Origin of the sequence: Marvinbryantia sp., assembly GCF_047017445.1 — a bacterium.
Classification (GTDB): domain Bacteria; phylum Bacillota; class Clostridia; order Lachnospirales; family Lachnospiraceae; genus Marvinbryantia.
Genome location: NZ_JBKXTT010000003.1, coordinates 73,894 through 86,872, shown reverse-complemented (window position 1 = coordinate 86,872; position 12,979 = coordinate 73,894). Strand labels below are relative to the sequence as shown.

The following is a 12,979-nucleotide window of genomic DNA, read 5'->3' as shown; positions in this document are numbered from 1 at the left end:
CAATCTGTTATACAAATTATATTTATAATATCGTAAACATTCCGTTTCGTAAAGTGCAAAAAAATGTCTTTGTTCATTAGTCCGTTTTCAGCAGCCGGTAAATAAAAAAAGACGACAAGCCGTATTTTGTCGCCTTTTCGTATTTTCTCCGGTCAGTTCACTTCACGCTTTAAATTCCCCGGGCGTCAGCAAACCCCGCACCCAGATCCACAGCAACCTTATGGTACTTTCCCGGATTCTTCTCCATATCCTTAAGCGTATCCGGCACCTCCTCCAAAGAGATCGCCTTAGTCAATATCTTTTTTGCCTCCACACTCCGGGTACAGAGCAGTTGTATTGCCTCTTCGAATTCCCCGGCGCTGGTGCGCGCCCCTCTGATATCAATCTCTTTTCGGGTAATCACGTCTGTGGGAAGCGACGTCTCCTTTCCCGGCCACCCGGTCAACGTAATGCGTCCGGCATGACAGACATAATCAAGCGTTTCCCGAATGGCGGCGTTCGCTCCGCTGCACTCCATCACCTGCTGCGCCATCTCGCCTCCCGTAATCTCCCGAATTTTCGCACAGGCATCCTCCCTGCCAGAATTAATCACATGTTCCACCCCAAGTTTTCCGGCAAAGTCCAGGCGCTCCTGCACAAGGTCAAGCAGGATCACATGCGCTCCATAGCTCCTTGCTGCCATTGCCGCCAGAATCCCGATAGTTCCCGCGCCGATAATGACGCAATATTCTCCCTCTTTCAATCCTCCTCTGTGAATTCCATGCAGAGAAATTGTCAGCGGCTCCGCCATTACTGCTTCCACCCAGTCCATTTTCTCCGGCATACGTATCAGCATATGCGCGGGATGACAGAGATACTCCGCCATGCCTCCATCCGTCTGTACCCCCAGAACTTTCAGATCCCTGCAGCAATTCGTTCTGCCAATCCTGCACGGATAACAGCGCCCACAGTAAAGATATGGATCCACGATCACCCGGTCGCCGGGTCTTAACCCTTTCGAATTTTCTCCCTCTACCGCCTCCACAATGCCCGCAAGCTCATGTCCGATGATTCTTGGGTAAGTCACCAATTTATTCACACCCCGAAACGCCCCTATATCGCTTCCGCAGATCCCCGCCGCCATCACGCGAATCAGCGCTTCTCCTTCCGCCGGAACCGGTTTTGCCAGTTCTGTACATTCCGCTTTCCACGGTTTATTCAGGCATATCGCTTTCATATCCTTCTCCATTCCCGTCGCCATTTTATTCTCGCGAGCAACGAGCCAAGCGGTCATGCTTGCATGTCCATTTGGCTGGCAGCACACGATTCTTACTGCCTTAAGATGCTCTCAGAAGCGACACATATTCCAGCATCTGTTTTTCTGTAAGACTTGCGGTGAGACAGCCCAGTTTCTCCGTACATTTTCCTCCCATCACATTACCAAACAGGATACATTCCCGGATAGGATACTCATAATACAGCCCATACAAAAACCCCGCCATAAATGCGTCTCCCGCTCCGGTAACGTCTACAGCCCGGATTCCCACAAGCGGCGGAATAATCTCTGTTCTGCCGTTTTCAAGCAAAAGACAGCCTTCCCCTCCCAGCTTAATAATTGTCTTTTCAAAATAGTCCGAGAGAACCTCAGCCGCCCTTTGCGGCGAAGCCGTTCCGGTAATCTTCATCGCTTCCTTGCTGTTAGGTGTAAAATAATCTGCCAGCTTTAAGTACTTCGCATAGCTTTCCAGCGACATATGCTCATTCCAGCCAGTATCCATAACCAGCGTTATCTCCGGCTTCTCCGCTTTTAAACGCGCATAGATGTCATACATTTCCGGCGACATCCGCACAATATCAGCCCCCACGAGCTGGCAAAAAATCTTCTCCTTCATCTCCTCCGTAACTGCAAACGAATCCCTGTAGGAAACAAAGGTCCGCTCCCCCGGCGTAATCATCGTGCTGGATACATTCACCGCCATGCCATCCCCGGCAAACAAATTCTGATAGGGCACCCCCGCACGCTCAATTTCCTTTTTCGCATATTCAGAAAAAAAGTCGTTGCTTAAAAATGTAGACAGCGCAGCCGGAACGCCCAGTCTGGTCAGATTCACCATTACCGCCGGGGCGCCGCCGCCCAGCTGCATTTCAAATGCCTTGGAATATACTTCCGTTCCCTCTTCCGGCAAGTGTTGTATACCGCTGTATAGTAAATCACAATTCGTAATTCCCGCGCCAGCAACATACTTCATCTATTCCACCTCCCGATATACTCCCTGTTTGAAGCCAGATATTCATCTACCAGCTCCTCTGCCAGCGAATAGGAATTTACCAGCGGATGTACCATCAGGCAGGTAACCGCATCATCACGGCTGCATGTACGGATCGCTTTTGAGGCATACCGCTCATAAAGCTTCACACGGCGAATTATCTCCATCGGAAGTTCTTTCGGTTCTCTGATCCGATGCGGCGTATAACTGCCATCCGGCTGTACCGTACAGGAAATCTCAACAACATCCGTATCCAACAGTCCCGGAATCGCGCCATTATTCGGCACGCAGAAAATCATTTCTGTCGGCTTTCCTGTCTGCTGTGCCCTGATAAACTGGAGCGCCACACCTGCATACCCCCCGTCATCGCGGGAAAAAAGGTCAAATGTAAACGGTTCCGGGCGGCACACTTTTGTCTCATTTTTCATATACATCGCCGAACGCTTTCCGTGCCATTTTACATATGTCTCAATGCAGGCGTCAAAATCCTTCCCTGGATCCAGCCTCGAGAGTTCTTCCGTCATATGACGGTTCACATCCCGGATAACCTCACCGCGCGTAACCCCTGCTTCCAGAATATTTTGCACCGCTTTCTCCGGATAAAAAAAGTAATACAAGTATTCGTTTAAAGCGCATCCAAATTTATGGGCAAGTTCTTTTGAAAAAAAACGCATATCCGTCTCTGTATAAACGCGGTCATCATCCAGCAGAACCGGCAGCATTTCTTTGCCTTCCATTTTCACGCTCTCAAAAAAAGAAAGATGATTCAGACCGTAACAGGTCGCCGTCACCTTCTCCGGCTCCACCCCGTACAGCTTCGCAAAGCCTCTTAGCATTCCAGTAGGAGCATCACAGATACCATAAGTAAAATCATACCCCATATCCCGAAGAGTCTGCGATACCACCCCTGCCGGATTGGTAAAATTGAATACCTTTGCCTGCGGCCTGGCATATTTGCGGATCAGTTCACAATATTCCGCCAGCGCCGGCACACTGCGCATGGCAAAGGAAAACCCCGCCGCACCAGTTGTCTCCTGTCCCAGCACACCTTTTGCAAGGGCAATTTTTTCATCATCAATGCGCTTATCATCCTCCCCCACACGGATTGTGGTGATAATATAGTCGGCGTCCCTCACTGCCTCCACTGCATCCGTCGTCAGGGAAAACTTCCAGCCCGGATAGATACGCAGCGCCACCTGCCGCGCCAGTTCTCCGTAAATATTCAGCTTCTGCTCATTATTGTCCATAAATACTACTTCATCAATCGAAAGCTCCTCTGCATTCTGGGCAAGACTTTTTGCAAGCATCATAGAGCGGACGCCTCCGCCGCCAATTACCGTCATTTTCATATTGTTTTTCCCCTTTTTCTGTCAATTTTCAATAATCCGACTGATCCATACGGAATAACCGGTTAATCAGCATAACAATCAATACCCCCGCCGTAATCAGCAGCACGCTCAGTGAATTGCTATAACCATAATTATTTTCAGTAAATGCCGTTTTATAAATATATAGCGGCAGATTCAGCGTGCGGTTTCCCGGTCCGCCATTTGTCGTCAGATAAATCAGTTCAAATTCCTTCAGCATACTTGTCGCTGCTACGATCACGCACGTCCCCAGCGTATTTCTCGTCATGGGCAGAATCACTTTGGTATTGGTCTGCCATGCTGACGCGCCGTCCAGGCGCGCCGCTTCAAGAAGATCGTCCGGTACCGAGCTGATCCCTGCCAGCATCAGGATCGTGACCATCCCCGGATAGAGCAGCCAGCCCATAGTGACCGCAGGCAGCGCTGTCCGGGAGTTAAAATACCAGTTAATCTCCACCTTATGTCCGCTCACCAGGCTCAGAAAGCTGTTCAGCAATCCGCTGTCCGTCTTAAATACATTCAGAAGAACCATCGCCAGCGCCGCTGTAGAAATTACATTAGGCAGCATACAGATCGTACGGAATACCTTCCATCCACGAAATCTTTTCGCCAAAATAAACGCCAGGAGCGTCCCCAGGAAGACATGAACCGTTGACTGTAAAACAACCCACAGCGCCGTATGCCAGAATGCTGCGGTAACATTTTTATCGGTCACTGCCTTCAGATAATTTTCTGCCCCGGCAAAACTCAACGGCTGCCCGATCCTCCAGTTAAAAAAGGAGGTCAAAACCACCATGATCAACGGAACGAGGTAGATAAACAGAAACAATAGCAGGCAGGGAAATATAAAAATCGCCAGCGTACTTTTTTTGGGTTTCATAGTCTTCTCCTTTTAACCGGTCAGCTAAGGTAAACTGACCGGTATTCCAAAATTACAAACAGTCATCGTGCGGCTGCATCGTCAAGCGCCTGTACAAATTCTTCCGGCGTAATCGAGCCGTCCGCCAGCAACGGATACTGTACGCTCACTTCATCTACTACCGTCGCATGCCATAAGCTCTGATAATCATTGATCGAGCGGTCTGCCGCATCCGCCAGACTGACAGTCTTTTCCACCTGCGGATAGACATCCGCAGCCTCGATCGCACAGTCCGGAGTAACGCTGCACATTTCCAGATCCAGTCTCTGGCTTTCCTCACTGGTCATAAATTTCACGAATGCCAACGACGCCTCAATTTTTTCCGGCGTCTTGCTGGCAATGCTCCATCCCACCTGACCGCTGTTATACATCACGTTGCCCGGAAATGCCGCCACCTCAATCTTATCAGCAAAATCTTCCGCCACCACGCTGGTATCATAAAACTTAGAAACCATCCATGGACCATTGGCAATGATCGCTGTCTTTTCATTAAAGAAATTATTGGCAGCCGCCGCATAATCACCGCCCAGCGCGTCTGCAGTCGTATAATTCTGGAACATATTCTGAATCTGCCCCGCTGCCCGGATAAGGTCATCGTTCACATAGCTCTCAGGCTGGTTCGTGTTCATAAATGCTTCCCCTTCGTCGGAGTCTGCCGCCATTGCCCCCATGAACAGGCTGGTGCACCATCCTGAATCCGACGTATCCATCGACACCGGCGTAATTCCCGCTTCCTTCAGTTTCTCACAGTCCTCAAAAAATTCATCCCAGGTCGTCGGCGCCGACTCAATTCCCGCCTGTGCAAACAGCTCCGTGTTATAGAAATAACCAATGGTCTGGCGGATATACGGCACTGCATAAAGTCTGCCATCACGTGAATTTACATTTTTTCCGACCTCGCTCATAAAATCGTACCATTCCGCATCCTCCTCCACGTACGGAGTTAAATCCACAAGCTTGTCTTTCATGGAATCGATCAAATTGTAACCGCCGGTCACTATCACATCCGGCAGATCATCAGCACTGTAGAGCACCTTCATTTTATCAATATAATTCTGGTCGCCCGGGATCTCCTCAACTACAACCTGATACTGTCCGGCATATTGCTCGTTAAATGCTTCCACGCGATTCTTCACCCATTCTGTCTGGGACGCAGTACCGCACATAAAGGTCGGAAAGCTGATTTCCACAACTTCTCCTTCTGCAGCTGCGCCGGTACCAAGTCCCGCTGCCATCGCCAGCATAAGCATAACGGAAGTAACTTTTTTGGTTTTTTTCATGATAATCTCTCCTTTTCTTCTTTGTATTTTACAGTCCGACTGTTTTTATAAATGCACGTCTGCACTTATTACCTCTTAATCTTACCGGCATTAAAAATCCTCATTCTGCAGAGCTGCCGTTCTTTTGACGCACCCCTATCCCTTTACGGACCCCGCCACCATGCTGCTGGTAATCTGCTCCTGCAACAATATGAACACCAGAATGCTCGGCAGCATCGACATCGTAATCGCTGCAAACATCGCGGTATAGTCAAAAGAAAACTGCGAAGAAAAATAATTCAGCGCCAGCGGCAGCGTGCGTATCGCCTCGCGCTTTGTTAACACCAGCGCAAACATAAACTCATTCCAGCTTGTGAGAAAATGCAGCGTAGCCGCCGTAGCAAGTCCCGCCTTGGACATCGGCATAATTACATAAAAGAAAATTCGCAGCGGGCTTGCGCCATCAATCGCTGCCGCCTCATCGATCTCCCGCGGTATGTTCAAAAAAGTTCCTCTGAGAATAAACAAAGAAGTCGGAAGCCCCAGTGCCGCATACACCAAAATCAGCCCCGCCCTGCGGTCGAGCAGGTTCACCCGGCTCATAATCAGGTAAATCGGCATAAGCAGTGCCGAAACAGGAATCAGCAGCGAAGAGGACAACATGGTTGTAAAAAGCTTCTTTCCCCGAAACTCATATCTTGCAAGCGCATAGGCCGCCATGGATACCAGCAATACGCTGATCACGGTATTGACCACAGAAACGAAAAGGCTGTTCCCGAAAAATTTAAAGATCGGCGCCATATCCAGCGCGCGCCGGTACCCATCAAAGGCAAAGCCGGAGGGAAGTGCAAACGCCGAATCTAAAATCTCCTTATTGCTTTTAAAGGAAGAAAAAATTACCCACAAAAATGGTCCCACGCAGAGAATCACCGTATATATCAGAAACAATATCTGCAGTAATTTAAAAAAGGTTTTCTTCGCAGCTTCCTTTCTCATTTTCCTTCTCCTCTCTCGCCAGACAGCTCCCCCGCACGATCATCGAATGCGGCAGCATGATTTCCCTGCTGACCTCTACCATATTTCCCTTCCGGAAAAACTCTACAGTGCAGCGCACAAAATCATCGAGCGGCTGATGCATGGTCGTCAGCTGCGGACGCAGCTGCTCCGCTACAGGCAGATCATCAAAGCCCAGCACAGACACCTCCTCCGGCACCCGTACCCCCAGATCCTGCAATCCGCGCACAGCGCCGCATGCCATTTCATCACTAAAGGCGAAAATCGCCGTAAAATCCAGTTTTTCCCGCACAAGCTCCTGCGCATACCGGTATCCGTTTTCATAAATCAGCGTCCCATAACGCACATAGGGTTCTGCAAACGAAAGCCCGGCCTCCTCCATTGCCCGCGCACAACCTATCATCCGCTGATAGCTGGCGTTGATGCCCACACCATAGTTAGTAAAAAATACAATCTTTTTATGCCCCAGACTCAGAAGGTATTTTGTCCCCTCATAGGCAGCAGCCACATCATTGACATGGATATAAGCGCCGCTTTGCATGCTCACAGAAGCCTCCCCGCAGAGTACCACCGGAATCCCCATTTTATGCGCAAGCTCATGGATAGGAAAATCTCCGTCCTCCTCAAAAAGGATCAGCCCCTGCGCCCGCACTCTCGTCAGCATTTGTTTCAACTGCCCCGCCTCCATACGGCTGACCGGAAGCAAAATAATCTGAAAATCATAGAGCGGCATATGCTCCATAAACCGCTGCATCAGCTCTGTATAAAAAGCCATCCTCTTCTGCGGCACCACCAGCACGATCGGACCGTTCTTTCCCCGCTCCGCCTGCTCCTCCTCACCAAGTACTTCTCTGATTTTCGCCGCAATTGGCTCACTCACATTTTCCGCACCTGTAAAATATCGCGAAACCGTAGCAGGAGACACCCCTGCCCTCTTGGCAACTTCTCTTACTGTCATTTCGGTTCTTCACTCCCTTTGTTTCATTTGTTTCTGAAACACTTTTTTATTTCCTTCATTTCTCTTGTTGTAATTATAGAATTATACGAAAAATTTGTCAATATATTTCTCTTTATTTTTTATATTTTGGTTATTTTTATATAATCTGTCATGGTTCCGAAGTTTGTTTCTGAAACATTTTTTAACTAGACAGTGGTAATTTCCCCTTCAAATGTGCGCCCGACGGACACAAAAAACGGCGAAGCTTCCACCCCGCCGTTTTGCATTTATGCTATTTCTTGATTACCATGAACCATCACAGCTTCCTCAAAGGTCTCCATCTGTGAAGACAGGCATCCTACACAGTGCATACCACATCCCATCAATACTGCTGCCATATTCGGATGATGGTTTTAAACTACTCAGCTTTCAAATACGGCAGCCGCTTCCTCCAGATATTCCGTCACCGGAAGATGCTGCGGGCAGACGCCCTCACATTGTCCGCACTTCACACAGGCAGACGCCGCGCCGCTTTCCTTCACGGTATTTTTATAGTTTGCAGTCGCCTTTTCACTCTTTCCATAGAGGCGCACCTGATTTACACACTTAAAGATATCCGGGATCTTAATCTGCTGCGGACAGCCCTCCACGCAGTAGCGGCAGGCAGTGCAGCTGATGGTCGGAACAGAACGGATTGCCTTTACAGTCTCCTGTACAGCCTCCATTTCTTGCCCGGAGAGCGGCTGGAAATCAGACATGGTCTGCAAATTGTCCTCCATCTGGCTCTGATCAGACATGCCGCTGAGGACCGCCATCACATTGTCAAGCGATGCGCAGAAACGGATACCCCAGGAAGCAAGCGACGCCTGCGGCCTGCACTCTTTCAGAATCGCCTCCGGCTTTTCCGGAAGAGATGCCAGTGTTCCGCCCTTTACCGGCTCCATCACCACTACCGGAACCCCATGCTTCACAGCCACCTCATAGCATTTGCGCGACTGAACCTTTTCGTCCTCCCAGTCCATATAATTAATCTGAAGCTGCACGAACTCCACTTCCGGATGCTTTGTGAGCAGCTCATCCAGCATCTCTGCGGTATCATGGAAGGAAAATCCAAAGTGACGGATCAGCCCCTGCTCCTTCATCTTCTGCGCCCAGCTCCAGCAGTCATACTGGTCAAAAATCGAAATACTGGATTTCTGCACGGCATGAAGCAGATAGTAGTCGAAATAGCCTGCGCCCGTGCGTGCGAGCTGCTCGTCAAAAATGCGCTGCACATCCTCCCGGCATTTCATCTCCCATGCCGGAAGCTTCGTCGCCAGGGTAAAGCTCCCACGCGGATGCCGGTTCACCAGCACCTCCTTCACTGCCATCTCCGAGGTGCCCTCGTGGTACACATATGCCGTATCAAAATAGGTAAAGCCCTTTTCCAGAAATGCATCCACCATCTGACAGACTGCCGGAATATCAATCTTTCCGTCCTCCAATACCGGCAGGCGCATCAGCCCAAAGCCAAGCTTCTTATTTGGTCTTATACTTGTTTCTTTCATGTTCATATCCCCCTTCTTTTGTCGTAACCGCTTTTTTTCTATCATACCCCAAACGTTCCTTTTCGTAAAGAAAATTCTTGCCTGCACAGCAGGGTGCCGTATGCCAGTGTCACACGGTTGGCACGGACCGAGCCAAATCATAAGCCTGTAACTTGAAGGCTGAGTAGTTGCATCTTCAGACATGCAAAAACGGCGGGACCTCTGCCCCGCCGCTCCACATTTCCATTATTTTATTTTCCAACGCTCTGCAGGTATGCGTTCAGTCTTGCCACCAGCAGATCTGTCGGGATTCCGTGAACCATCGCAGCCTCTTCGAGGGATTCCATCTGTGAGGACGGGCATCCTACGCAGTGCATTCCGCTTCCCATCAATACTGCCGCCATATTCGGATCCAACTGGAGAATTTCTCCAATCAGCATTTCTTTCGTAACGTTTGCCATGATCGTGACCTCCTATTGTTCATTATCAATTACTGATAACTCATTATAAGGCCAAATCTGACTTCCGTCAAGTGGCTGCGCGCGTTCAAAAAGTTTTGTTTGACAAGCACACATATTTCGGCTAGAATAAAAATAGAATAAATCAGTGGACACCACTGATTGGGCTGGTCGAAAGACCCTGGTCCACCGAGCGGCGGGGAATTTCCCCGCCATTTTTATTGTCACCTTTCAGCCAATTTTATAGTGCAAAAACTTGTAAGCCACCAAGGAAAAAAATGTCAGAAAAAATACTGAGCGTATTCATTGATGAATCCGGCGATTTCGGACCATATGAGGCGCATTCCCCATATTATCTGGTCGCTATGGTTCTACATAACCAAAATATAGATATTTCCAACAACATAAGCAGCTTTGAAGAGCATCTGCGTAACCTTGGATATATCCAGCATGCGGTACACACCGGCCCGCTGATTCGCAGGGAATCTGTCTATGCAAATGACCTCGTTGAAGACAGAAAACGTCTTTTCAATGCTCTGTTTCATTTCTGCAGAAAACTGGACATCCACTACGCATGCGCAAAGATCCGGAAAAGCGAATGCCCCGACGTAATCACTATGACAGCAAAGCTTTCCAAAGAAATCGCCAAAATCCTGCGTACTAATGAAAATTTCTGGAATAGCTTCGATAGCGTAATTGTATATTACGACAATGGGCAGATAGAACTCACTAAAATACTGACATCTGTTTTCAGCACCTTATACGCACATGTTGAATTCCGTAAGGTAAAACCGGTGGACTACAAATTATTCCAGGTAGCCGATTTAATATGCACTCTGGAACTGCTCTCCGAAAAAGCAGAATCAGGCTCTTTCTCAGCATCAGAATTGGATTTTTTCGACAACGTGAGAGATTTTAAGAAAAATTATTTGAAACATATCAAAAAGAAGATGTTATAAGTTAAGCGTCTCCTGTGTGACTATATTAACCGATGGCATATCTCTATACGCCCTATCCTTATCTGTTTTCTTAGTCATATACCGTCACCTTGAAAGAAAGTTGTTGTCTCACTTTACACACGCGACAAGTTGACTGATGCTTTGCATGGAATCTGTGGTTTTGATACCTACTTTAAATTTATTACTAAAAGGCATATGAAAACTATTCAGAAAAAAAGTAAAGGGAAGGAATAAATTACTATATTTCATAACAACGACAAAAATCGCTACATTGCCCATATTTTCAGGCATTGTAGCGATTTTTTCTTCCGTCAAGTGGCTGCGCGCCAATTACTGCTTCACCCTTACCCAGACCGACATTTCTCCCTCTGAGCGGTTCGCCCACGCATAGTAGGGAATAAACTTCAGCGTCTGTTTTTTATAGACCGGCTTGCGGTATGTGCGGTATAACGTGTGCTCATCCCACTCATTTTCCGACAATCGCCATCCTTCTGTCGCGATCGTCACTGTACCGCCCAGAAATTCCGGCTCCCGCTTTAACGTAAACGCGGCATCCTCCGACAGGTAAAGCTCCTGCAGTTGATCGCCGTTATCCGCTTCCTCCAGACAGTACACCAAAGGCCCCCGCATCACCGCCATCTTCCCGACGTCGTCACGCACCCTCGGATTAGCTGCCATACATCTCACCGGCATTTCCAGATGAATCCCGATGGTATCACCTGTCCGCCATGTCCGCTGCAAATACAGATAGCCTTTCTCCGGCGTTTCCTGACAGCGGCTCCCGTTTACCGAAGCTGTCCAGTTCTCACACCACGCCGGTATGCGCACTGCCACGGTAAATTCTGTCGGCTGCTCATTTTCAATGCGAATGCGGATGTCTTCATCCCACGGATACTCCGTTTCCAGATGAAGCGTGCTTAGATGTCCGCCAACCCCGGTGCGCAGCTCTGCGGCTGCAAAGAGATTTACAAACACCGTATCTTCGCTCTGTTCAAACATATATCCGCCCAGCGACGCCAAAAGTCTTGCGATATTCGGCGGGCAGCACGCGCAGGCAAACCACTTCTGGCGCTGCACATCCACATGGCGTTTGTAGAAATCCTTCCTGGACGCCTCCGGCTGTACTTCCAGCGGATTGACATAAAAGAACTTTTGTCCGTCCAGCGACATACCGCTGATGATGCTGTTATAAAGGCAGCGCTCCATGATATCCGTATATTGACCGTCCCTGGTAATCTCAAACATCCTTCTGGCAAAAAACACCAGCCCGATCGACGCGCAGGTTTCCGCATACAGCGTATCATTTGGCAGATCATAGTCAAAAGTAAACGCCTCGCCATACTCCGAAGAGCCGATCGCTCCGGTAAGGTACATCTGCTTCTCAACAATGCTTTTCCAAAGCCTCTCGCAAGCCGCAAACAGCTCCTGATCCTCCGTCATTGCTGCCACTTCCGCCATACCGGAATAAAGATATACGGCACGCACCGCATGTCCTTCCGCTCTTTCCTGATCCCGCACCGGTTTGCCGGCCTGATAATACTGATCCTGAAAATAGCTTTCCTTCCATTTATATTCGTTATGGAAGCGTTCCCGCTCTTCGGCAAAAAACAACGGTTTCTGCCCCCGCTCGTCAATAAAATACTGCGCAAGCTTCAGGTGGCGTTCTTCTCCCGTAACCCCATACAGCTCCACCAGCGCCATCTCCGCCACCTCATGTCCCGGATATCCGCGAAGCTTGCCTTCCTCGCGTCCAAAATTACGGTCTGCGCAATCCACATAGCGAATTGCCGTATCCAGAAGCTTCCGCTTGCCGGTGGCACGGTAATAAGCCACCGCCGCCTCCGTCATATGCCCAAGAATATAAAGCTCATGGTTATCCATCACATTGGTAAATCGCTTCTCAATTCCCGTCAGGATATAATAGGTGTCCAGATACCCGTCCGGCTGCTGTGCTGCAGCAATGATCTCGATCGCTTCATCCGCAGTGGCTTCCATTTGGGCATCCGGATGCCACATCAAAGAATATGCCACTGCTTCCAGCCATTTATAGACGTCGCTGTCCTGAAAAACCCTGCCGCGAAAAGTTCCGCCGCCCGCGGCTGCCGCGCGGAAATTTGCCATTCCATAGCTGGGCTCGGCCCCTTCCACTCTGTCATTGAGCGCCTCCCACTCGTAAGGAATCATCCTGCAGCGCACCAATTCCATATAATTTTTCCAAAATCCATCCTTTACCGTTACGGCATCAAGATTTGCCATCTTCATCTTTTTTTCCAGCATGCATTCCTCTCCCGTCT

The 12,979-nt window shown here is 49.0% G+C and carries 12 protein-coding genes; 1 reads left to right on the top strand and 11 read right to left on the bottom strand.

Annotation, left to right across the window (positions count from 1 at the left end):
* Positions 1 to 169: 169 nt before the first annotated feature.
* The 10 genes from ACLU9Q_RS04185 to ACLU9Q_RS04140 all read right to left on the bottom strand — a co-directional run bounded on the left by ACLU9Q_RS04185 (position 170) and on the right by ACLU9Q_RS04140 (position 9,729).
* Entirely contained in the window at positions 170 to 1,216 is a 1,047-nt protein-coding gene (locus ACLU9Q_RS04185; protein WP_296831154.1) for a zinc-binding alcohol dehydrogenase family protein, read from the bottom strand.
* 100 nt (positions 1,217 to 1,316) lie between these two features.
* On the bottom strand, positions 1,317 to 2,228 hold the full coding sequence (locus tag ACLU9Q_RS04180; protein WP_296831156.1) for a carbohydrate kinase family protein: 912 nt from the start codon (positions 2,226 to 2,228) through the stop codon (positions 1,317 to 1,319).
* Complete coding sequence (locus ACLU9Q_RS04175; protein ID WP_296831158.1) at positions 2,225 to 3,595, bottom strand: 6-phospho-beta-glucosidase; 1,371 nt, start codon at positions 3,593 to 3,595, stop codon at positions 2,225 to 2,227. The genes ACLU9Q_RS04180 and ACLU9Q_RS04175 overlap by 4 nt, the downstream gene beginning before the upstream one ends.
* 28 nt (positions 3,596 to 3,623) lie before the next feature.
* A complete protein-coding gene (locus ACLU9Q_RS04170) occupies positions 3,624 to 4,493 on the bottom strand; it encodes a carbohydrate ABC transporter permease (protein WP_296831159.1) in 870 nt (289 codons plus the stop codon).
* A 62-nt stretch (positions 4,494 to 4,555) separates the two neighbouring features.
* A complete protein-coding gene (locus ACLU9Q_RS04165; protein WP_296831161.1) occupies positions 4,556 to 5,812 on the bottom strand; it encodes an ABC transporter substrate-binding protein in 1,257 nt (418 codons plus the stop codon).
* Positions 5,813 to 5,947: 135 nt separating this feature from the next.
* The gene (locus ACLU9Q_RS04160; protein WP_296831164.1) at positions 5,948 to 6,787 is read right to left on the bottom strand and encodes a carbohydrate ABC transporter permease; all 840 of its coding nucleotides are present in this window, start codon (positions 6,785 to 6,787) and stop codon (positions 5,948 to 5,950) included.
* Positions 6,753 to 7,763: a LacI family DNA-binding transcriptional regulator gene (locus tag ACLU9Q_RS04155; RefSeq protein ID WP_296831166.1), complete on the bottom strand. Its 1,011-nt coding sequence runs from the start codon at positions 7,761 to 7,763 to the stop codon at positions 6,753 to 6,755. Before ACLU9Q_RS04155 ends, ACLU9Q_RS04160 begins: the two co-directional genes overlap by 35 nt.
* Before the next feature lie 266 nt (positions 7,764 to 8,029).
* Positions 8,030 to 8,140 carry a DUF1858 domain-containing protein gene (locus ACLU9Q_RS04150; protein ID WP_296831168.1) on the bottom strand — a complete coding sequence of 37 codons (111 nt, stop codon included), beginning with the start codon at positions 8,138 to 8,140 and terminating at the stop codon, positions 8,030 to 8,032.
* Between the two features lie 24 nt (positions 8,141 to 8,164).
* Positions 8,165 to 9,295 carry an aldo/keto reductase gene (locus tag ACLU9Q_RS04145; protein WP_296907420.1) on the bottom strand — a complete coding sequence of 377 codons (1,131 nt, stop codon included), beginning with the start codon at positions 9,293 to 9,295 and terminating at the stop codon, positions 8,165 to 8,167.
* A 224-nt stretch (positions 9,296 to 9,519) separates the two neighbouring features.
* A complete protein-coding gene (locus ACLU9Q_RS04140; RefSeq protein WP_296831172.1) occupies positions 9,520 to 9,729 on the bottom strand; it encodes a DUF1858 domain-containing protein in 210 nt (69 codons plus the stop codon).
* Between the two features lie 275 nt (positions 9,730 to 10,004).
* Between ACLU9Q_RS04140 and ACLU9Q_RS04135 the strand changes: the two genes are divergently transcribed.
* Positions 10,005 to 10,685, top strand: a complete 681-nt coding sequence (locus ACLU9Q_RS04135) for a DUF3800 domain-containing protein (protein WP_296831173.1) — start codon at positions 10,005 to 10,007, stop codon at positions 10,683 to 10,685.
* Between the two features lie 330 nt (positions 10,686 to 11,015).
* Here the strand turns inward: ACLU9Q_RS04135 and ACLU9Q_RS04130 are convergent, their stop codons facing one another.
* Entirely contained in the window at positions 11,016 to 12,962 is a 1,947-nt protein-coding gene (locus tag ACLU9Q_RS04130) for a glycoside hydrolase family 127 protein (protein ID WP_296831175.1), read from the bottom strand.
* Positions 12,963 to 12,979 lie beyond the last annotated feature (17 nt).